Genomic DNA, 23440 nt, shown 5'->3' with positions numbered 1-23440 from the left:
TTGGAGGAGTGATGAACGGTCAGCGGGCACTGGCTGTTCTGAAAATGAAAAAGTGGGGTAGAAATAAGGGGGTAGCTCATTTCTATGTTTCCTATACTACCGGCGAGTTGTGGCGAAATTGTGACGCTGATGTGCAAACTTTACGGATAAATCATTCAGTTGTGATGACTAATCGGAAATCGGTCGTAACCGATCCGGATCTCCTTTCGCCCAATAAAAAAGGTCGCCATGGGCTTGGCGACCAAAAAAGGTTGGGATTTATCACTTTGGAGGAGTGAATGCTCAAATCAGCGGGCACTGATTTGAGCGAGAAAATGAAAAAGTGGGGTAGAAACAAGGGGGTAGCTCATTTCTATGTTTCCTATACTACCGGCAAGTTGTGATGAATTTGTGACGCCGATGTGCAAGCTTTGAGAAATCGAAAATCGCCTGGCTGCCTACGCTCTAAACGCGTTCGCAGTCGCAACGCCCAAACGCCTAGCTACGAAAAAGCCGCTAAGACAAAGTGCGTCTTAACGATTTTTCCTACGCTAGCCGTTGAGCTAAAAGCGCGGTTTCTCACGCTCTAAACGCGTTTATCTCAGCAACATGCTAGGTCTAACTACAAAAATCGCCTTGAAATAAAATGCATTTCAAGACGATTCTTTCCGTTAGGCTTGGTATTAAGCCCGCTCTGTTCGTAGTCGAGCTTCGTCAAGCAACGGCCACGCGTCTAGCTAAGAAAGACCACTGAAGCAAAGTGCGCTTCAATGGTCTTTCTTACGCTAGCCGGTGGCCTAAGCCCGCTTGACTACGCTCTGTTCAAATACCGCTTCAAGAATTCTTGGGTCACCACTTCACTAGGGTGATCAAAGATTTCTGCTGGGGTGCCTGCTTCTGCGATCACGCCTTCGTTCATGAAGACCACGCGATCAGACACATCTTTGGCAAATTGCATTTCGTGAGTGACGACGATCATGGTCAACCCGGTGTCGGCCAAAGCCTTCATCGCATTCAACACATCATCGACCATTTCTGGATCCAACGCAGATGTTGGTTCGTCAAACAGTAACACTTCCGGGTCCATCGCCACAGCGCGGGCAATGGCTACCCGTTGCTTTTGCCCACCGGATAATTGATCAGGCTTGGCGTTGATGAAAGGATCCATGCCGACTTGCTTCAACAATTCCAAAGCGTGGGTTTTCGCAGACGCGGCATCACGCTTTAACACCGTTGTTTGTGGGGTGACCACGTTTTGCAATACGGTCAAGTTGTTGAACAAGTTGAACTGCTGGAATACCATACCGACAGCGGCGCGATAATGCGGCAAGTCAAAATCACCGGATAATACGCTTTTGCCATGGAACAAGATGTCGCCGCCAGTAGGTTCTTCCAACAAGTTGATATTACGCAACAAGGTGGATTTTCCAGAACCGGAACGGCCAATGATGGAAACCACTTCGCCTTTATGCACGTCGAAGTTGATATCGGTCAACACTTCATGCGTCCCGAAGGCTTTTTTCAAATTCTTGACTTCAATAATCGTATCAGCCATTAGTTATTTGCCTCCTTTGATGCATCAACAGCTTGCATTTGGTTGGACATCACGTTGTAGTTCTTCGGCCCATCGATATGCTTTTCGATCAAGCGGAACAAGCGCGAAATCGTGAAGGTCAAAATCAAGTAGATCCCGCAGACGATCAAGTAAGTGTGGAAGAACTGGAAGTTTTGCCCGGCTACCGTTTCGGCAGAGAAGAACAATTCGGAAACGGAGATAACAGACAAGACGGAAGTATCCTTGATATTCACGATAAATTCATTGGTGACCGCTGGCAAGGAGTTGCGAATCGCTTGTGGTAAAACGACTTTCATCATCGTTTGCAAGTGCGTGAAGCCTAATGCATGCGCAGCTTCAAATTGCCCTTCGTCAACGGAGATGATCCCACCACGGATGATTTCAGAGATATAAGCTCCAGTATTAATGGAGACGATCACTAACGCGGCCATGGTTTTGTTCATGTTCAAACCGAACGCTTGCGCAGCCCCGTAATACAACACGGCTGCTTGCACGATCATAGGCGTGCCACGGAAGACTTCGATATAAACCGCTAATAACCAGTTGATAAACCATTGCAGGCCACGCTTGCCTTTGGTTTTTGGCTTTGGAATCGTGCGGACGATGCCGACGAGCAAGCCGATCACAAACCCGACGATGGTCCCGACTAAGGAGATCAACAAGGTCATCCCAGTCCCACGGAGTAACATTGGGCCATATTGCTTGAGGATCTGCATGAACCAGTTGCCACCTTCAGAGGTGCTTGGTTGATTGGCAACGGCGTCATTCATCATTTGATCACGCGTCTTAGTGGGAATTTTGGCGAGTTCTTCATTGATCTTGGCTTTGTCAGGATCGTTTTTCCGCAAGCCGATGGCCAAGTCCACATCTTCTGGGTTGGTCTTAAAGCCGTTAGCCTTGGAGAACTTCAAGTAAGTCAAGTTCGGGTTGGCGTTTTGGGCGGTGATGCCTTCTGGAACTTCAGACACATACCCGTCGATGGTGCCAGATTCCAAAGCGACTCGCATGGCTGGAAAGTTGTTCATCGCTTCTTCTTTGATGACACCTTTCATTTGCTTGATGGCTTGATAATGGAAGGTGGACAGTTGGGCAGTGATCTTGGCGCCTTTGAAGTCGTTGATGGCCTTGGCCTTGGCGTACTTGGAATCGCGGCGAACGACAACGGTCAACTTCGACGCGTAATAAGTTGAGGTAAAATCGATCGCCTTGCGCCGTTCAGCCGTTGGCGACATCCCAGCGATGATGGCGTCGATTTTGCCTGAAGTTAAGGCTGGTTGCAAGCCATCCCAAGAGGTTTTAACGACGACGACTTTTTTGCCGATGGCTTTGGCGACTTTCTTAGCCATTTGCACATCATAACCATTGGCATAATCACTTGACCCTTGGATCTTGACGGCGCCATTGGAACTATCAGATTGGGTCCAGTTGAATGGGGCATAGCCGGCTTCCATCCCGACTTTAAAGGTCCCACTGGCAGAAACATTTTGCGTGCTGAAAGCTAAAACGGCTAACAGCGCGACGGCAACCCCACTGAGGTAAAGCCACACTTTCTTCATTAGACATATTCTCCCTTCGTGTTTTGCGCACCGAAGGAATAGAGAGAACATTAAAGGGGATCGACCTATATCATAAATAAAGGTCGATCCCCTGATTTCAGTAATAAAACCAGAATCATAGCGCTCCGCATTGCTGCGACAGTTCAAGCGATATTTTCGCTTGCCCCAACCAAACAACTCCTAGACGAGTTGGATGATTTCGGCGGGGATGCTTACGACAGGTTCAAAGGGATCTAGCCCTCGCCTGCTTTCGTCACCACCCGCGACCTCTATTTCTTGGTGGATATTCACATGTCTTGCGAAGAGTATAGCGCGAACCTGCTAGCACGTCAACGTATCATGTGCAGGATCAAAAAACGCTTTCTCAAAATTAAAAAGCGTTTTATTGAGTAGCGCTTTATCAGCAAACTCAGCGAAATAACGAGTTGTACCCACAAATTTCGCCGAATTGGGCTTAACTTTTTCACGCTATAACCCTTGTCGCACATAAAGATTTATAAAAAAATACTCGCGAGATGCCCGCTGGTATAGTCCTTTCATGAAAACGCTCAAATTTGTCTCAAGAAAGGGATTGCAAAACGCGACTGATAACGGCATACTAGCTCATGGGGATTCATTCACCGATCAAAATCTGTATACTTATTCTACATTATTCAATACACTTGGCGATCGAACCCAAATATTATTTAGGAGGCGACAAACAATGGTCGGAATCATTCTTGCTAGTCATGGGCAATTCGCTGCTGGCATCAAGCAATCTGGTCAAATGATCTTCGGTGAACAAGAAAAAGTCGAAGCTGTGACTTTCATGCCTAACGAAGGCCCAGATGATCTCAAGAAGCATCTTGAAGAAGCCATTGCGAAGTTCGGCGAAGACGACGAAGTGTTGTTCTTAGTCGATCTGTGGGGCGGTTCACCATTCAACCAATCCAACGGTTTGTTCGAAGCACATAAGGATAAGTGGGCAATTGTTACAGGGTTAAACCTGCCAATGCTCATTGAAGCTTATGGCTCTCGTCTGTCGATGACCTCGGCACACGAAATCGCTGCACACTTAGTAGAAGCTGGGCGTGATGGCGTGAAGATCAAGCCAGAATCACTTGAACCAAAACCAAAAGCTGCACCAGCTGCAGCCAAGGGCAACGGTGGTGGCAAGCCAGGCAAGCTCGAATACGTGCTTGCTCGGATCGACTCTCGTCTGTTGCATGGTCAAGTCGCAACTGCTTGGTCCAAGTCAGTTAAGCCTACCCGGATCATCGTTGTTTCTGACAACGTTGCTAAAGATAAGCTGCGTAAGCAATTGATCACTGATGCTGCACCTGGTGGCATTCATGCCCATGTTGTGCCAGTTGATCAAATGATCAAACTCGCCAAAGACGACAAGCACTTTGGCGGTGAAAAAGCACTGCTATTATTCGAAACCCCTCAAGACGCATTGCGCGCTGTTGAAGGTGGCGTACCTTTGAAGTCTATCAACGTTGGGTCCATGGCTCACTCCGCTGGTAAAGTTCAACCTAACAAAGTTTTGGCTTTTGACCAAGATGATATCGATACCTTCGGCAAACTGAAGGCTGACGGCTTGACCTTTGATGTCCGCAAAGTCCCAACCGACTCTCAAGACAACATGGACGCCATCTTGAAGAAAGCTCAAGATGCTTTGAACGCTGCTAAGTAATAAACAGAGTGAATCGCGCTGGGAAGCGCAACTCGACTCAAACGATTATTCCTACAAAAAGGGAGGATACTAAAATGTCTTTGAATTTCATTCAAATCATCCTAGTCCTCATCGTGTCATTCTTAGCTGGGATGGAAGGGATTCTTGATGAATTCGAATTCCACCAACCAGTTATCGCCTGCACGTTGATCGGCTTGGTTACTGGCCAATTAGTCCCATGTGTTATCTTAGGTGGGACCTTACAAATGATCGCCTTAGGCTGGGCGAACATCGGTGCCGCTGTTGCGCCTGACGCGGCTTTGGCTTCTGTTGCATCTGCCATCATTCTTGTTCTTGGCGGCCAAGGCAAAGCAGGTGTTTCATCTGCCATCGCTATCGCCGTTCCTCTGGCTGTTGCCGGCTTACTTTTAACCACTTTGGTTCGTACTGTTACTGTTGCGATCATCCATATCATGGATAAAGCTGCTGAAGAAGGTAGCTTTGGTAAGATCGACTTCTGGCAATGGGTTGCGATCTGCTTACAAGGCTTGCGTATTGCTATCCCTGCAGGCTTGATCATCGCTGTTGGTTCTGGCCCTGTTAAAGCAATGCTTGATGCAATGCCTACTTGGTTAGTTGATGGCTTGTCAATCGGTGGTGGCATGGTTGTTGCCGTTGGTTATGCCATGGTTATCAACATGATGGCTACTGCTGAAGTATGGCCATTCTTCGCCATTGGCTTCGTGCTTGGCACGGTTACCGAAATCACCTTGATTGGTTTAGGTGCTATCGGTGTTGGCTTGGCCTTGATCTACTTGAACCTCTCCAAGATGGGCGGCTCAAGCAGTGATGGTGGTCAATCCACTGGCTCTGGTGATGCCGTCGGCGACATCATTGACAACTACTAAAAGGAGGTAGAACACAATGGCTGATCAGATCAAATTAACTAAAAAAGATCGTTGGGACGTCTGCTGGCGTTCGACCTTCCTGCAAGGTTCTTGGAACTACGAACGTATGCAAAACGGTGGCTGGACTTATGCTTTAATTCCAGCTTTAAAGAAGTTATACACCACTAAAGAAGATCGTGTTGCCGCTTTGAAGCGTCACATGGAATTCTTTAACACTCACCCATACTTGGCTTCACCTGTTATCGGTGTTACTTTGGCCCTTGAAGAAGAACGTGCTAACGGTGCTCCCGTTGACGACGTTACCATCCAAGGTGTTAAGGTCGGCATGATGGGCCCTCTGGCTGGTGTCGGCGATCCAGTGTTCTGGTTCACTGTACGTCCAATCTTAGGTGCCTTGGCTGCTTCTATGGCTATGACTGGTTCCATTATCGGACCGATCATCTTCTTCGTAGCTTGGAACATTATCCGTATCGCCTTCTTGTGGTACACCCAAGAATTCGGCTACAAAGCTGGTTCAAAGATTGCCGACGATATGTCCGGTACGATGTTGCAAGATGTTACCAAAGGTGCTTCCATCCTTGGTATGTTCATCTTGGGTTCTCTGGTAGAACGTTGGGTTTCTGTTAAGTTCACACCAACGGTTTCCGATGTTAAATTGGATAAAGGTGCCTACATCGACTGGGGTTCCTTACCAAAAGGTGCCAAAGGTATCCAATCTGCCTTACAACAACAAGCTTCTGGCTTGTCCTTGACTGACCACAAGGTTACCACCTTGCAACAAAACTTGGATTCCTTGATCCCAGGTCTTGCTGGTCTTCTTGTTACCCTGCTTTGCATGTGGTTACTCAAGAAGAAAGTCAGCCCAATCATCATCATCTTCGGTTTGTTCATCGTTGGTATCGTATTACACGTGCTCAACATCATGTAATCAACCGTTTATGGCAAGAAAGTCACTCAGCGATGGGTGGCTTTTTTGTTTATTCTAGAAAACTATTGAGATCAAAAAAGTCCTTGTCTGCCATTTGAATTGGAAATGGTAGGCAAGGACTTTCCTATATAAAGTGCGTAACTTTGAATTCGTTACAGATCCTGTGAGCGAGCTTGGTTGCGCGCTAAAGCGGCACTTTGTTCTAGCAGTCCATGATGAAGATGCATAAGTCTGGCTTGATCGTCCAACTGGATCAGTTGACGGGTAATGGGCTGATGGTCGAACCCAGGTTGATGCGTTAACTTGATCGCAGTTAAATTTTGCATCAAGGCGGCCACTGGGGCTGACTGGGAAAGCGCATCAGCGCGAAGCTTGGCAGTTTCCGTTAATAAGGCTTGCAGCGTGGCCAAGGCGTCGCTTTGCGGCAACAAAGCATTTTGCGCATTGAGCCATTCATCAAAGCGCCAAGGACTCGCGGCAAATTGTTGTGTCAAAGTGTCAAATTCGCGCCGCCTTTGATTCACAAGATTGACTTCAGCCCAATTATTGGCATATAACGCGATGCGTTCATACAAGGTTTTGACGGTGCTGGCAGTTTGCTTACCATTGCCACTCAAGGCAAAGTGGGTGAGGTTTAAGGCACCGTCAGCTTGGATATGATCGCCTAACGCAGGCGTGTCACGTAGTAAATCATCCAATACGATATAGACAAAGTGAAAGTGCGGCCATTCCCATTCGGTCGACTCAATGTCAATAGTTTCTAGCCGGACTTGTAGGAAGTGGCTGGTGAACACTTGACCGTCACCAGAGATGTTCGTGATCGGGATGTAATCTGAAAGAACGCCAGTAATCGTTGCAAAACGTTGTTGTGAATCAGCCATCATGATTCCTCCTCATACAATAAAGAATGCGGGTAGATGCAAAATGGCGAAGGAATAATAACATTTGAAATTCCGTCACCGGTCGATGATGACGGTAGTATACAACGACAAAATTAAACTGACAATTTTGAGCTCATGCTCAGACAAGTCACAAAACTGTTGCAGATATGCAAAAACTTGCGCGCAAACCATATATGATAGCGCAAACATGAATGCTAATGGTGAATTTCATCAAATTGTAATATTACGAGCTTTGATTCCATGCCGGAATTAAATAACATCTTCTTGGAATGCTATGTGAATTATGGCATGAAAAACGCCTGTCGCTGGCATACCAGCATCTTCATACAAATGCCATAATACCAGCGGTGAGCCTGATGAAAATCCGAATAATAAAAAGCTATTCTTACAAGCACCTAAAATTCAATGACATATTAATTGATTTTTGATTATTGATTAATAGATTTTTTTAGAATGATTCAATATTGACGGAATTTGTGAGACCTTGTACAGTCTAAGGGTGATGATATCATTAGCGGGCTGTTCCTGCTGATGGCGGATCGTCTAGCTTTACGATGGTTGATGATAAGCATTTATAGCGGCTTTCAACCTGGACGTTATCGTGTTTGCTCGTCGGTTTCGTAAGTCACCATAAGCGTCAATTAATAGTCAGTGATCCGTATTCAAATTTATGGCTTGTTCGTACAGATTTAAAAGATCCATCTTGAATTGCCATTATTGGATATGAACAAAATCGTAATATTTGTTTACGGTTATACAACTATTTATAGACTTTTATGGTGAAAGGCTATACAATCTAAGTATCATCATAGTGGAAGCGTAACATTAGGTTGGTGTTTCGCTTCTGGTTGATAATATTTGATTTTCCTATAGGAGGAATTGATTATGAACAATCGTCAAGGGGCCAAGAAGTTATACAAAGCACATAAAACATGGATCGCTGCAGGGTAGCAGCTGCTACTTTACTCGGCGCTTCCGCATTGGGTGGCCAATCTGTTTCTGCTGCTGAAAGCACAACTCCAGCAACTGCTACTGTAGCAAATGCTGGTGCAGCTAAGCAACAATCATTGATTGATGCCAAAGCTACTCAAAAGTCTGCAGCTCTCGCTGGTCGTGAAGCCGGTGCAGCTAAGCAACAATCATTAATTGATGCTAAAGCTACCCAAAACTCTGCAGCTCTCGCTGGTCGTGAAGCCGGTGCAGCTAAGCAACAATCATTAATCGACGCCAAAGCTACTCAAAAGTCTGCAGCCCTCGCTGGTCGTGAAGCCGGTGCAGCTAAGCAACAATCATTAATTGATGCCAAAGCTACTCAAAAGTCTGCAGCTCTCGCTGGTCGTGAAGCTGGTGCAGCTAAGCAACAATCATTAATCGACGCCAAAGCGGCTGAAAAGACTGCTGAAGAAGCTAAGCGCAATGCCGCTGCCAAGGCTGCTGCCGAAGCAGAAAAGCAAGCTCAACTTGATAAGACCAACGCTGCTCGTAAGGCTGGTCTTCAAAAGCAACAACAATTGATCGACGCTAAGGCTGCTCAAAAGTCCAAGGCTCTTGCTGCTCGTAAAGCTGGTGAAGCTAAACAACAACAATTGATCGACGCTAAGGCTGCTCAAAAGTCCAAGGCTCTTGCTGCTCGTAAAGCCGGTGAAGCTAAACAACAACAATTAATCGATGCTAAAGCTGCTCAAAAAGCCAAGGCTCTTGCTGCTCGTAAAGCTGGTGAAGCTAAGCAACAACAATTGATCGATGCTAAGGCTAAGGCTAAGACTGCTGCTATGTACGCTGGCCGTGCTGACAAGTTTGCTGAAGGCCTCAAGAACACAGCCAAAGCTGACAAGTTTGCTGCTGGTTTGAAAGCACAAGCTACTAAAGATCTTGCTGACAAGCGCGCAACTGCCTTCAACGATGGTTTGAAAGCAACTGCTACCAAGGACCTTGCAGATGCTCGTGCAACTAAGTTCAACGACGGTTTGAAAGCAACCGCTGCTAAGGACTTGTACAATGCCCGTGCTACTAAGTTCAACGAAGGCTTGAAAGCAACTGCTATCAAGGATCTTGCAGACGCCCGCGCTACTAAGTTTAACGAAGGTATCAAAGCAACTGCTGCTGATTTAGCTAAAGCTAAGGCTGCTAAGGCTGGCGAAACTACTACCACCACTACTCCAACCAAGACTGCTACTACTACTCCAGCCGCAACTACTAAGACTGCCGCAACTGTAAAGGCTGACACTGCTAAGGCTGCTACTCCAGCTGCAGCTGCTGCCGCAACTACTGCTGCTAAGGCTGCTACTGCTTCCGCTGCTGTAATGCCTACTACTGGCGATGCTGTTAACGAAGGTGCCGTTGTTGCCGGTGTTGCTACTGCAATGCTCGCATTGTTCGGCTTAGCTGAAACTAAGAAGCGTCGTGCTTAATTAGCGCTCAGCTGTTAAACAAAAGAACTGAATTCCATTGCGGAGTTCAGTTCTTTTTTTGTTGTCTATTTTTGATAAAACCAGATTTATCATGATCCGCACTGTTTTAAATGAGTTGACCGAATCTTCGCGAAAATGCTCATCATTTTGCCAAGATGCTTTTGGGAGGTCGCACTACTTAACAGTGTTGTGCGGACATCAACCGACTGATTTCAAGTTGAAGGTGCACCACCTGATGATTCTTAGGAGGAAGCCCGCGTCAAGGTCGGGTGGTGATACACTTTCAACTTAAAACCAATTCTGGCTGATCAATGCTTTGCTTTAAGTGCGTGGGGACGTTGCTAGATCAACGGTTGGTCTCTGGCCTTCGTGTGGGTTGCGCCGTGATTGATTTGCATGAGGGTACCGCCTTTCTGTTAAATAGAAATTTTAAGCTACTTCTGCCGTTCCAATGCCTCCAGGCTCACACTGACGCAAATGGTGCGGATGTGGCTTGCCATCGATGCTGACGGGACTGGCCGCATTGAGATTGGCGATGATGATCGTTTCGATGAGCTCAAGTAGTTCCGGACCAGGCGCCAGAACTTGAACCCAAATCTCATCAGTTGCATTAAGTTTAGGCAGTGGTGCTTGCCAGTACCCGTTCTCGTCGCTACAAGTGAGGTGTTCATAAGTATCGGTAAACACATGGATCACGGTGTGAGGAAGTGCGGTACCGTGCATGATGCGGTCTTGCGTGGTGATCGTATCGGCTTGCAATTCATAATCAACGGTATCAGTCCAAATTTGTTTGGTATGGGTAATCACGCCACGCCATTGATTGCGGGCTTTATACATGCGCGTACTCGTCATTGAAAATACAGTCATCTTAAAGTCCTCCTGTGGGTGAGTGGGTGAGCGATGATTTTTGGGTAAAAAAACGCATGACCGGCAGGCGGCGTCAGGTTGGTGGCGAGGCTTGGAGATCATGCGCTATTGAGAAATAAGAGGAGTACTAGGGGGTCAATCAGAACGTGGTGAAAATATATAAAATTATAACGTCCTTTATGACCTCATTCTGCGCTCTAACCGTAAACGGTTTCAATAGTTTTTTGAAAAAAGTTGCCTATCTAGTAAAATCACTGATTCATTGGGCTGCAATTTGTGTTTTGTGTGGATTTCACTGATCATCGTCATCAATATTTTACGTTGACCATATTGAAAGTTAACTCCATTTATGAGAAATAATTATTGAGTTAATGCTAACTTTGCATCATCAAAGCGAACTCTGGCGTCAGCCCTGCTGGCAATTCCGTGCCGAATACAACAAAGCCGGCGTCATCAGCTTCGATCTGGCCGTGTTTAGCGCAATCACATACTGGTAACGGCAAGGGTGCTCGCGCTGGCCCGTAGCCAAAATAAGCCGTAAAACCACTGGGCATGGTGTGCCAAGTGAATTCGAACTCGCCGACTTGAATTTTCGGGATATCGCCAAACATCAACTCGTGATAGATGTCGAAGCGATCTTTGCTAGGCAACTGTAGCGGATGAAAGCCCAGTGGTGCTTGTGGCCATAATTCATCGTCATCGGTTTGCAGCACCGTCACTGAAATTTCCGCCATGGCGCCGTCTGGATCATCGGCGTGCACGCCAAAGCCAAAGTAACCATTTTGATCGGTTGAAAATAAGTAGGTGGTGGTGTCGTTGGGAAATTCGACTAACACCCGATGTTCTGCTTGTGCTTGACCGAAGTAAACAAAGCGATGTTCGACGTTGGCATCGGCTAACAGTGTTGCGATCATGCCGTCATAAGTTGGCGCAGGCTGTGGTGCCTCACCGTTGTAAAAGGCGTCCAAGCACGCGTTCATGAGTTGATCAGTGAATTTTAAGGGATAATAAGTCGTGATCATCGGCAGCCTCCTTTTACCATTAGGCGGATTCAGCGGTGTGATGTAAGTGGACGCTTGCTGGCAACAAGTCACACCACACGCGAATTAAATACGGCTGCGTCAATGGCGTCATCAAGTGGATGTGGGCAATGCCATCTTGTGTCGCCGGGGCAAAATAGTTGTATTGATCGCCGACATTGATGAAGACATCTTGGCCAGGACGCACGGCAATGGTCAGATCCATGGGCATCACCAAGACTTCGGCGTAGTGATGGGGCATGAGCTTTGGCATCATCGTCAAGCGCGTGTAAAGTTGGGCAGTGTTTGTCATGGGTTGTTCCTCCTGTCGTTAAGGGTTGAGGCGTGTCAGGTGCGCTGGCGTGGTGTCGCACCAAACTTGGATCTCGGCGTTTGCTGGCAGTGGGTGCATTAAGTTGAAATAAGCAAAACCGTCTGTGGTTGGCTCGTGATAGTATGTAAAACTGTCACCGACGTTTAAAAATAAGGCTTGGCCAGGGTGTGCTGCGACGATCAATTCGCTCGCAAGAGGCTCGGCGATCATCAATTCTGCGTGGCCCAGTGGCATGGTTTGAGGTAACTGGGTGAATTTGTTCATAGCGAGCCTCCTTTTTGTTAGCGATTACATTTAATGGGAGAAAAAATCACGAGCGTGTGACAGTCGGGATCGTCTGGAATGAGGCGGTGGCGGCGTGGCGTTCGTGGTTCACTTGAATGATAGTAGCATAAGCTAAATCTATTGTGTTTGATTTAACTTTGTTTATGTTTCTAGGTTATCAAAATTATAATTGCACGTCAACTGTTGTGATACAGAAAATTCTGTTTTTTGTTAGTTTTTTGACGATAAAATGATTTATTCGATCAGATGACGACGATTCGCTAGGTTTAAGTCTAAGAAGCGCAGTAAATTTTATGAAATTGGCCGATGGATGCGATTGTGCAACTGAAGTCGACCAAATGTGCGATTGCTTCTATATAATTACATTTTCACAGCGGTACTGAAAAACGTTTCTCGGTGCTGACTTGGCAGTGAGTCACGTATTTTTGAAACCTCACAGAATTTTTTCCAAACGATCGACGGTGCTTTTCCTGAAAATTCGGCGTTTTTCGACGACAAAATTAAACCATCATGAGGAGTGCACGCTTTCATTTGCTTTCATCCGAAAATCTCTCCCGCAAAGCCCGTAGTTTTTGTTATACTAGAGCGTGTGTGAGTACGGGTGTGTGCCCATACGAGATGAGATGAATAAATTCATTCAGGTGGAGGAAACCATGCCAGAGCATTATGCTGATCCAAAGTTGAAGATTTTTGCCTTGAACTCAAACAAGCCGCTTGCTGAAAAAATTGCTAAAGAAGTCGGCGTTGAGTTAGGGAAGTCATCCGTCAAGCGCTTCTCAGACGGTGAAATTCAAATCAACATCGAAGAAAGTATTCGTGGGGATGATATCTACCTTGTGCAATCCACGTCGGCCCCGGTCAACGACAATTTGATGGAATTGTTGATCATGATCGATGCTTTGCGTCGTGCTTCTGCACACACGATTTCAGTCGTGATCCCATATTACGGTTATGCCCGTCAAGATCGTAAGGCGCGTTCTCGCGAACCAATCACTGCCAAGCTTGTGGCTAACATGTTGGAACGCGCTGGCGCGACTCGTGTGTTGGCTTTGGACTTGCATGCCGCTCAGATCCAAGGGTTCTTCGATATCCCTGTCGATCACTTGATGGGTGCCCCATTATTAGCCGACTATTTCTTGCGCAACCACTACAATGGCGAAGACACAGTTGTTGTTTCTCCTGACCATGGTGGTGTGACCCGTGCCCGTAAGTTGGCTGAATTCTTGAAGGCCCCAATTGCCATCATCGACAAGCGTCGCCCTCGTCCAAACGTGGCCGAAGTCATGAACATCGTCGGTAAAGTTGACGGCAAGCGTTGCATCATCATCGATGACATGATCGATACTGCCGGCACCATCACTTTAGCCGCTGCCGCATTGAAGAATGCTGGCGCTACTGAAGTCTTAGTCGCCGCAACGCATGCGATCTTCTCAGGTCCAGCGGTTGAACGTTTGGAAAACTCTGTGATCGAACAAGTTGTCGTCACCGACTCCATCCAATTAGCAGAAGACAAAAAGTTGTCCAAGCTGGTCACCGTTTCCGTTGGCCCTCTCATCGGCCGTGCCATCACCCGGATTCAAGAAAACAAACCAGTTTCTCCATTATTTGAAAACCGGTTTAAAAAATAACCAAAGCTTTCTGCCGCGTACTTAGCGAGTCGGATAGCCTAGAAAGAAGCATCGAGCCTGCACTTTGGCTCGGTGCTTCTTTCGTAGCTAGACGTGCTCGCGTTGCGGCAGAAAGCTCGACGACTCGACGATAAGCGCAATTCTTCGCCTGTTATTACGTGCAGTTACTAAAAATAGTGATTATATAATAGAAGAAGCACGCTCAATTTCCATTTTGAAGTGGTCGAAACCTTGGTATCACGCCGGTTTCGGCCATTTTTTGCGTGACATGCTTTTGATTCGATTTTTGGTTGTGGAAAACATATTTTGGACAACGTTGGGTAATTAATGGGTTAATTATTTATTGGTTTTTGTTACTGAAAAACCGATATCCTTGCGTCATTACATTAATTTATGCAAATAACGGAATAGGTGTAACTAAATATTGATTTTTAGTGTATGTCGCTTATTCTGGAGGTACATGTAAGCATAAGTTTGACTAGCGTGGCCGATAAGATTAGGGGTTTCGGTTATGCGAAAAAACAATCATCATTCAATTCTAACTACCGAGGTCAAATCTCGGGTAAAAATGTGGCGCAGTGGCAAGAACTGGGTCTATGGGCTGCTGTTTTTCTTTGGCATGGCTGGTATTTCCTTCGGCCAGGCCAATTTAGTGCACGCTGATACAACTGCACTCAGCGCTGAAACTGAAAAAGGCACCATTGCGTCGCAACTAACTGATCGTGCTGTGCCGTTGCAGACTTCCATCTCGAAATCTGCCGACGACAGTACAACCACGGCAACTTCGGACAGTGAGCCAGACATTTCAGGGACAAATGCTGAGCAAACTGATGCGACGGTCGCGCCTTCAACAGCTGAAGCAACTGGTTCTGACGCAACAGACACGACTTCATCAGCGACAGATTCTGAACCAACGACTGCGGGGGATCAAACTGAGAGTGCAACGACTGAATCGCCGGTGAGCGATCCGGTTAATTTGTCGACAACGGATGCCACTGACACGACTGGTGCAACCGATCAGGCTGACTCGTCGACAGCGACCAAGTCTGATGCCACACCTGTTAAAGAACAAACCGATTCTGAGAGTGCCAGTTCGAGTGAAACCGCAAGTTCAAGCGAAACTGCTGAGACAACTAACACAGATGAAACTGCGGATACTGTGACGCCAACGACTGATCAAACCGAATCGTTGGTTTCTTCGGAGGCCTCTTCAACGAGTGAGACACCGGTTTCTGATGATTCGGCTACACCAGTGACTGAAGACACCTCATCGATTGTCGATACGTCTAACACGCCATTGCCTGAAGTTAGCTACAAGTCTATGTTGTCTGCTGAGCAAGTAGTTGCATTGGCTGGAACTAGTGAAGTGCCGTCTGCGCCTGATAATACGTCTGATCCTGCGACGACAAATGGTGCAGCTGATCAGACCACGACAAGCAATAATGGATTACCTGATGGCTTTTCGGTGACGGATCCAGACTACCCAGCTGGTAGCTATCATGAGCCGCAAGATTCTCAATATTATAGTTTCTTTGAGGGTGGGGATAATTCAGGACACTTTATTTCCTTATCCATCGATCGTGATACTGTTTCAAAAATTCAAATTACAACGCTCAATTCCAATCAGCAAGCTGTTAAGACTGAAATCTTAAATCAAGGCGAGAAGTATACTGCTCCGGGATTTACAGTAATCAACGGTGATTCCAGCGTATTTGTTTTGACCGGCAGTTTAAACATCGTTTACGATGTTTATTCATATTTATCTGGTGAAAATGGTGGTTGGGGTGGTTATGCGGTATTAAAGCCACTAAGTCAAACTCAGACAACCGAGTATGTTGATGCGGCAACTAACAAGTCTATCGCTGATTCTGTTACGATGACCGGACTATCAGGACAAAAGTATACAACCAAAGCTTCAGATCAATTAACAGGCTTTGATGCTCCAGAAGTTACAAACGGAAATGGGTATATGTCCCCATTCACGGCAGTCGGACAAACCTTTTCAGAAGATATTTGGTCAAATAAGGGTGGAATAATTACAAAGACTGGTACATTAACCTATACTGTAAACGACCTTAAGACTGGGGAAATGTTGGTCTCAATGGATGGATCAGCTCCGGTCAAAATTGCGAAAGGCGGAGCAACTTTTTTCGGTAACTATAAAGCTAAGAGTATTTTTATTGACCAAACAACGACTATCACTTATAGATACGATGCGTCTCATTACAAATTGACAGTTAACTTTGTCGACCAAAATGGCAATAGCATCGAACCTGATAAAGATACCGATAAGTATCAAAGCGTGGTTTATCAAACTGATTCACCGATCGCTCATCCAGATATTTTGCACTATACCTATGATTCAGCGTATAAATCAACTAAAACGGACAACCCGGATACTTATTTGATTACTGACCTTGACGCAGAAAATATAATAACTCTTCATTATATTGCTAACGACGAGAAAGTCACGGTCAAACACGTTGATGCCAATAACTATTCAATCGGTCCGGATACAACATTTGAAGGAAAGTTCGGTCAATCGATAACGATTGATGCAACCACCGACAAAGACCACTGGAATATCCAGGGCTACAAAGCTACCGATGATTCTGTTTCGTATACCTTCATTGATGGTGTTCAAACGGTTGAAGTGCCATATACACAAGTGTTTACCGCTCCGATTCATTATGTTGATAATAGTGGAAATGCCATTGATCCCAACCTTTTGACTGATGCACCTCAAACGCTAAGTGGTGATAAGGGTGAGAACGTCGAATTTACCTCACCAGCAATTCCGGGTTATACAGCATTTTCTGATAACCCAACGTCTTATACCTTGATTGAAAATGATACGAAAGGTGTCACCTTGCGTTATGTTCCGACGACTGTTGATATCACCTGGGAGACACCAGCTGGCAGTGATACTCCAGTATTAACGAGTAATGCAGGAATACCGGTTGCAGGTCAACCGATTTCCGCCGATGATCCAACTGGACCTAAGTGGCCAACAAGTTTGACGACACCGGGATTAGATAATCCGACAGATGCTTTTAATAGTGATGGCTTGATTCGTACAATCGAAGAAGTTGTTTATCAGTATCCGTCGACTACCACTGATCCGACTGAATTGGTACCTTCACGTTTATATGCCTACTTTAACCGAACGGCGACGATTGATTTTTCAAATCCGTCCGCTCCGAGTGTCAAATTTGGTGATTGGCACGCTTTTGAAGGTCCCAAGAATACTACGATCAAAGAAACGTTAGGCAGTGACTACTATCCAGCTGCTGATTATATTAAAGCCGTTGATTTAGTCAAAACGTTTAATCCAACTACCCAAATTGCTAAAGCCTTTGATGCGAAAGGAAATCCTGTTGATCTTGCAGATATTGATGTCTTTGGACAAAGCTTGTATGGCTTGCCAGCAAGACAAGTAACTGCCGATAGCCCAAGTACATCGACATATTACATTATTTTCTATACGCTTAACGATCTTCAGCGGACGTATACGCGGACAGTCAATTTTGTTGACGAAAACAATCAGTTAATTGCAGGAGCGGCCCCAATCGTTCAAACAGTTACAGCTACTCGTGAACCGGTTTTGGATTTGACTAATCCAAGCATGGCAAGAACCACGGGTTATTCAGATTGGACATTGAGTGCAAATAAATTTACTGCGGTTCCGGTGACGGCGATTCCTGGATACCTTGCACCTAGTTCAGGCGTTGGCGCATTAGCAATTAATGTTGATACCACGCCATCTTCAACCACAGCTACCCTCACTTACACGCCGATCACTGGGACATACAAGATTACCACGCCAGAAGGGGATGTGACTGAAAATCATTGGACGACTGATCCAGATGATCCGTCCAAACTTGCTAAAGTCACAGTGCCAACGATCGAGAACTATACCCCAGTGTTAGATGACGGTACGCCGTTGGACAAAGACCCGAACACTGGTGACTACATTATCCCAGCACCGACCGCCCCGAATGCTTCTGTTAACATCACTTATCATGAAGATACCAGCTCAGTAACCGTTGATTTCACTGACTACACGAATCCATCCAACGCCCCTTGGCCTTCCCAGACCTTCTCAGGCGAGCCTGGAAAGCCAGTTAAGTATTCCCAAGATAAGAACGGGAAGCCTTTGAACAAATACCGTGAAGGTTATCTCCTGTTGTTCGATGGGACCCTTGATGCGCCAGTATATGGCTCAGAGGCCCAAACCGTTAATATGGGTTATATGCCAGTAAAAGGCAATTACGAAATCACGCCAATTAATGGTGGCGATCCTGAAGTTAAGCCTTTTGCAGTGGATCCTAAGACCCCAACGCAATATCTGCAACAAACGATCCCTGTGGTCGAAGGTTACACGGCGGTTATCGATCATGGTGATAACGCGCCAGGCGATATCGAAGTTGACCCAGATGATCCAACCCAATATCTTTTACCGACACCAACCGATACCTTGAATGATGTCACGATCAAATACATTGCCGATCAACAACAGCTGACGGTCCACTTTGTGATGCCTGCAGGGTCTAGTGCACCAGCCGATGTGACGTTGACTGGTGAAAGTGGATCAGACGTTGTTTACACAGACGTGATCAAGTCGATTGCCGGGTATGCTTATGTTCCTAGCGAGTCTGACATCATTGACAAATTTGATTATGAGTCCAGCAAGTTGCAAACTACGACATTGGTTTACAAAGCTGTTGGTGATTACACTTACACGACTCCAGGAACTAATACACCAACGACTACGACGTACACGACTGATCAAGACAATCCAAGCGTTGCCACAGGGACGGTTCCGTATGTCGATGGCTACACGCCAACTTCTACCAGTGGGAACCTTACCCCTATTAAAGATGCTGACGGTAAAGTCACCAGTTATACCTTTACGCCAACAGATCCAACGCAGCCCGCAGAAATCAAATACGATGCCAAAAAGCAAAACTTGACGGTGTACTTTGAAACTGCTGATGAAGCTGAAATTTTAGGCAAGGTGACGTTGACTGGCGTCAGTGGCGGTCCGGTTGATTACAGTACGGTCAACAAGCAACGTACTGGGTTCATTTTAAAGACTGATGGCACGCTGTCGACGACTAAATACGATACTGATGATGACCAAGATCAATCAGTCATTTTGACATACGCCGCATTAGGTGATGGGGTGACGGTCACAACGCCAACTGGTGAAAAGACCACCACGCCTTACACCAACGACTCCACCGAACCCAAAGATCCAAAGGCCGTCGATCCGATCGCGATTTCGTATGTGCCGGGCTACACGCCAAGTTCTGACAACGGGGATGTTACCCCAGTCAAAGACCCTGAAGGCAACATTACGGGTTACACCTTGATCCCGACTTATCCAACAAAGGCGACCCGCGTGACTTACGACGCTGACGCTAAGAATTTCGACGTGGCTTTTGTGGATGAATCAGACCCGAACACTGCGCTGAAACCGACGCAAAATCTGAATGGCGTCACTGATGGCGACATCGATTACACCACAGTTGAGAAAGTCATCGATGGGTACGTTTTGGTCACGGATCCAACGGAAGGTAAAACCAAATTCGCTGCCACTGATAATGGGGAAACGTTGACGCTGGTTTACAATCAGATCGGCAATGGTGTGACCTTGACCACGCCAGATCAGGACAATCCCGATGGGCAACAAACCACCAAGACTTACACCAATGATCCGACAGATCCCTCAACGGTCTTGCCAATTGATGTGCCATACATTCCAGGTTACACCCCGTCGACGCCTGAAACAGTAGGCAAAGTTGAACCAAAAGACCCAGACGACCTAACCAAAGGCTACACCTTCACACCATCAAATCCATCTCAACCAGCGAATGTGACATACAACGCGGACCAAAAGAGTATTAATGTGGCCTTCATTAATAATGCTGACGAACAAGAAATCACTGGACATCCAGCCATCGAATTGCCTGGCGTCACAGGCGCAACCATCGATTACACTAAGATCAACAAATTGATTGACGGGTACGTTTTGGTCAGTGACGGCACTGTAGGAAAGACGACCTTTGCTGCAAACGATGATGGTACGCCGTTTACTATCTTGTACAACGAAATTGGTACTGGCGTGATCTTGACCACACCAGATCCAGATGATCCCGATGGGCAACAAACCACCAAGACTTACACCAATGATCCAACCGATCCATCAACGGTATTGCCAATTGATGTGCCGTACATTCCGGGTTACACCCCAACGACGCCTGAAGAGGAGGGCGTTGTTGAACCAAAGAACCCTAAGGACCTAACCCAAGGCTACACCTTCACACCAAAAGACCCAGCGCAACCAGCGGGTGTGACATACAACGCTGACCAAAAGAGTATTAAAGTCGCCTTTGTAGATAACGATGACAAACAAGAAATCGCTGGTCATTCGAAAATCGAACTACTTGGTGTCACAGACGGAACCATCGATTACACCAAGATCAACAAGTTGATCGACGGGTACGTTCTGGTCAGTGATGAAACTAAAGATAAGGCGACTTTCGCTGCAGATGATGACGGTACGCCATTCACGATTTTATACGAAAAAATCAGCACCGGCTTAACTTTGACCACGCCAGATCCAGACAATCCCGATGGGCAACAAACTACTAAGACTTATACCAATGATCCTGAAGACCCATCAACAGTATTGCCAATCGATGTACCTTATATCGCTGGTTACACCCCAACGACGCCTGAAGAGGAGGGCGTTGTTGAACCAAAGGACCCCAAGGACCTAACCAAAGGCTACACCTTCACACCGTCGGATCCAGCGCAACCAGCAGATGTTAAGTACAACGCTGACAGTAAGAACTTGAATGTGGTCTTCGTCGATCAAGCAGATCCTGAAACTTTGCTGAAGCCGACCCAAAACCTGAGTGGCGTGACTGATGGTGACATTGATTACACCACAGTTGAGAAAGTCATCGACGGGTACGTTTTGCTCACGGATGAAACTGCGGGCAAGACCAAGTTCACTGTCACTGACAATGGTGAGAACTTGACGCTCACTTACCAGAAGACGGCTGGTGGATACGTCGGGAAGACCCCAGCTGGTGTTGACTTGACGACACCTTACGTCACCGACCCTAAAGATCCAAAGGCCATTCAACCGATCAGGATCCCAACGGTGCCTGGCTACACGCTGGACACTGAAAACGGGAAGCGCAACCCAGTTGACGACAATGACCCAAGCAAGGGTTACACCGTGACGCCAATCGATCCATCCAAGCCGACGACTGTGACCTACACGCCGGAAACTGGCAAATCTGTACAAGTTGCTTATGTTGATGAAAATGGCGTAGAAATTGCCGGTTATCCAGTCAAAATCCTCTCCGGTCAAACGGATCAAACCATCGACTATGGGACCAAAGCGATCGCTGGGTACGTTTTGACTGCTGACGGCACCTTGGATAAAACCAAGTTTGCTGCAACTGATGACGGGACGCTTTTGACGATCAGCTATGAAAAAATCGTCGTGACCATCACCAAGCCAACTGACGACGGCAACACCGAAACCGTCCCAGTGGACACCACTACGCCAGGGCACGTCGACTACATTCCTGGCTACACGCCAAAGACTGACGACGGTACGGCGCTGACACCGGTTGACCCAGAGGACAAGACCAAAGGCTACACGGTGCCAGTGCCTGATGACCCGACCACAAAGACGACGATCAACTATGATCCAGACGTGCAAACGGCACAAGTGATCTTGATCGACACTGCTGGCAATCCGGTCACGAACGACGAAGGCCAGTCCACTTACACCTTCCACGGGGTCACCGGCCAAGGCATCCACGAATGGGAAGTCGACAAGAAAGCCGCGGCTTACACCATTTCAGAGGATGGCACCCTGAAGCAGTTTGTTTACGATAATGTTGATGGCAACGTTCAAGTCGTGAAGATCGTCTACCTGAAAACCAGTGCCTTCAACGATCCTGATGGCGGCACCACGACGCTTTTGACTGATGGTAATGGCAAAGTGGTCTCGATCGATAAGAAGTGGGGCACTGATGGTGGTGATACCAATGTCTTGATCGAAAACGGTGTCGTGACCTTGACACCAAATCCTGATGGCACGCCACGCGTGTTGAAAACTGATGTGCCAGACGGTGACGGGCCAGTTACTGGGACAGTTGGAAATGATGGAAACATCATTTTGACCCAGAATACGCCAGATGGTACAGTCACTGAGACCATCACACCTGATGGTCAGCTCAGCTTCTCGCAAGTGCCTGCAGCCGTAAGCCCGACACCTGAAGATTTCTATGAAACTCAAATCACTCACGATCCAGATGGTGGCACCACCACGACCAAGACTAATGGGCACGGCGATATCACAGCTATTGATCGCAATTGGCCAGATGGCGATCACTCACATGTTGTCATCGACATCGACACTGGGATCGCAACCATCACCGAAACGCCAAACGGTGGCAGTCCAAGTGAACCGGTTGATGTTCAACCAGGAACCACGGCAACAGTGGGTAAAACGACGCTTGATAACCATGACCCGATCAACCTGATCCATGCCGGCACTGATGGTGACAGCACGATCGTAACTATCACGCCAGATGGCAAGCGGACCTTCACTTACACACACACCACTAATGACCCAGATGGTGGTAAGACGACTACCACGACGAATACTAATGGAAAAATCACCACGATCGATAAAAATTGGGGTGATGGTGATCACTCTCACATTGATATCGATACTGGAACTGGTATTGCAACCATTACTGAAACGCCTGCTGGTGGTAGTCCGAGTGAACCAGTCACGGTTCAAACAGGTGAATCTGGTAAAAACGGTAAGACGACACTTGATAATGGCGAACCAGATGGCAACATTGTTTTAACTCATCAAGGAACTGATGGAGATAAGACGATTGAAACCATTACGCCAGACACCAGTCGTTTCTTCAGTCGTCAACCAGCCGGAGTTCAAACTACTAAGAAAGATTACTTCGAAACCCAGATCACTCATGATCCAGATGGTGGCACAACTACCACGAAGACTAATGGTGAAGGTGATATCACCACGATCGATAAAAACTGGGGTGATGGTGATCACACTCATGTTGATATCGATACGGATACTGGTATTGCGACGATTACCGAAACGCCTGCTGGTGGCAATCCGAGTGAACCAGTCACGGTTCAAACAGGTGAATCTGGTAAAAACGGTAAGACGACACTTGATAATGGCGACCCAGATGGCAACATCGTCTTAACTCATCAAGGAACTGATGGTGATAAGACCACAGAAATTATCACGCCAGACACCAGCCGTTTCTTCAGTCGTCAACCAGCCGGAGTTCAAACTACTAAGAAAGATTACTTCGA

Annotated in this window: 14 protein-coding genes and 1 riboswitch; of the genes, 7 read left to right on the top strand and 7 right to left on the bottom strand. The window is 46.7% G+C overall.

All coding sequences use genetic code 11. The annotated features are described in order from the left end of the window. Positions 1-11: 11 nt before the first annotated feature. The gene (locus FD01_RS12415; RefSeq protein ID WP_054715063.1) at positions 12-278 is read left to right on the top strand and encodes a hypothetical protein; all 267 of its coding nucleotides are present in this window, start codon (positions 12-14) and stop codon (positions 276-278) included. 512 nt (positions 279-790) lie between these two features. Here the strand turns inward: FD01_RS12415 and FD01_RS12410 are convergent. Both FD01_RS12410 and FD01_RS12405 read right to left on the bottom strand, forming a co-directional pair. Then, complete coding sequence (locus FD01_RS12410; protein ID WP_056964601.1) at positions 791-1534, bottom strand: amino acid ABC transporter ATP-binding protein; 744 nt, start codon at positions 1532-1534, stop codon at positions 791-793. Next, entirely contained in the window at positions 1534-3111 is a 1578-nt protein-coding gene (locus tag FD01_RS12405; RefSeq protein ID WP_056964599.1) for an ABC transporter permease subunit, read from the bottom strand. The genes FD01_RS12410 and FD01_RS12405 overlap by 1 nt, the downstream gene beginning before the upstream one ends. Positions 3112-3221: 110 nt before the next feature. Further along, positions 3222-3391, bottom strand: a riboswitch (Lysine riboswitch). A gap of 423 nt (positions 3392-3814) precedes the next feature. Here FD01_RS12405 and FD01_RS12400 point away from each other — a divergent pair. The 3 genes from FD01_RS12400 to FD01_RS12390 all read left to right on the top strand — a co-directional run bounded on the left by FD01_RS12400 (position 3815) and on the right by FD01_RS12390 (position 6601). Further along, entirely contained in the window at positions 3815-4786 is a 972-nt protein-coding gene (locus FD01_RS12400) for a mannose/fructose/sorbose PTS transporter subunit IIA (protein ID WP_054715066.1), read from the top strand. Positions 4787-4860: 74 nt separating this feature from the next. Beyond that, complete coding sequence (locus FD01_RS12395; protein WP_056964597.1) at positions 4861-5673, top strand: PTS mannose/fructose/sorbose transporter subunit IIC; 813 nt, start codon at positions 4861-4863, stop codon at positions 5671-5673. Positions 5674-5689: 16 nt separating this feature from the next. Then, positions 5690-6601 (top strand): PTS system mannose/fructose/sorbose family transporter subunit IID, encoded by a 912-nt coding sequence (locus tag FD01_RS12390; protein ID WP_056964595.1) that lies wholly within the window; start codon positions 5690-5692, stop codon positions 6599-6601. Positions 6602-6753: 152 nt separating this feature from the next. On the opposite strand, the gene FD01_RS12385 is transcribed toward FD01_RS12390, so the two are convergent. After that, positions 6754-7482 (bottom strand): hypothetical protein, encoded by a 729-nt coding sequence (locus tag FD01_RS12385; RefSeq protein WP_054715069.1) that lies wholly within the window; start codon positions 7480-7482, stop codon positions 6754-6756. A gap of 953 nt (positions 7483-8435) precedes the next feature. On the opposite strand from FD01_RS12385, the gene FD01_RS12380 reads away from it, so the two are divergent. Beyond that, positions 8436-9914, top strand: a complete 1479-nt coding sequence (locus FD01_RS12380; protein WP_056964593.1) for a hypothetical protein — start codon at positions 8436-8438, stop codon at positions 9912-9914. Positions 9915-10343: 429 nt separating this feature from the next. Here FD01_RS12380 and FD01_RS12375 read toward each other — a convergent pair whose 3' ends face one another. The 4 genes from FD01_RS12375 to FD01_RS12360 form a co-directional block, all read right to left on the bottom strand. Continuing rightward, complete coding sequence (locus tag FD01_RS12375; RefSeq protein WP_054715074.1) at positions 10344-10781, bottom strand: hypothetical protein; 438 nt, start codon at positions 10779-10781, stop codon at positions 10344-10346. A 374-nt stretch (positions 10782-11155) separates the two neighbouring features. Then, positions 11156-11803 carry a hypothetical protein gene (locus FD01_RS12370; RefSeq protein ID WP_056964591.1) on the bottom strand — a complete coding sequence of 216 codons (648 nt, stop codon included), beginning with the start codon at positions 11801-11803 and terminating at the stop codon, positions 11156-11158. Positions 11804-11822: 19 nt separating this feature from the next. Continuing rightward, positions 11823-12113, bottom strand: coding sequence for a hypothetical protein (locus FD01_RS12365; protein ID WP_056964589.1), 291 nt, complete (start codon positions 12111-12113; stop codon positions 11823-11825). 18 nt (positions 12114-12131) lie between these two features. Continuing rightward, positions 12132-12398 (bottom strand): hypothetical protein, encoded by a 267-nt coding sequence (locus FD01_RS12360; protein ID WP_054715087.1) that lies wholly within the window; start codon positions 12396-12398, stop codon positions 12132-12134. Positions 12399-13072: 674 nt separating this feature from the next. Between FD01_RS12360 and FD01_RS12355 the strand changes: the two genes are divergently transcribed. Both FD01_RS12355 and FD01_RS12350 read left to right on the top strand, forming a co-directional pair. Beyond that, positions 13073-14047 (top strand): ribose-phosphate diphosphokinase, encoded by a 975-nt coding sequence (locus FD01_RS12355; RefSeq protein ID WP_056964586.1) that lies wholly within the window; start codon positions 13073-13075, stop codon positions 14045-14047. Positions 14048-14558: 511 nt separating this feature from the next. Beyond that, the coding region (locus tag FD01_RS12350; RefSeq protein WP_156647313.1) for a mucin-binding protein at positions 14559-23440 on the top strand (8882 nt) is incomplete at its 3' end.

Origin of the sequence: Lacticaseibacillus manihotivorans DSM 13343 = JCM 12514 (genome assembly GCF_001435035.1) — a bacterium.
Taxonomy (GTDB): Bacteria; Bacillota; Bacilli; order Lactobacillales; family Lactobacillaceae; genus Lacticaseibacillus; species Lacticaseibacillus manihotivorans.
This window is presented reverse-complemented; position numbering and strand designations above follow the sequence as displayed.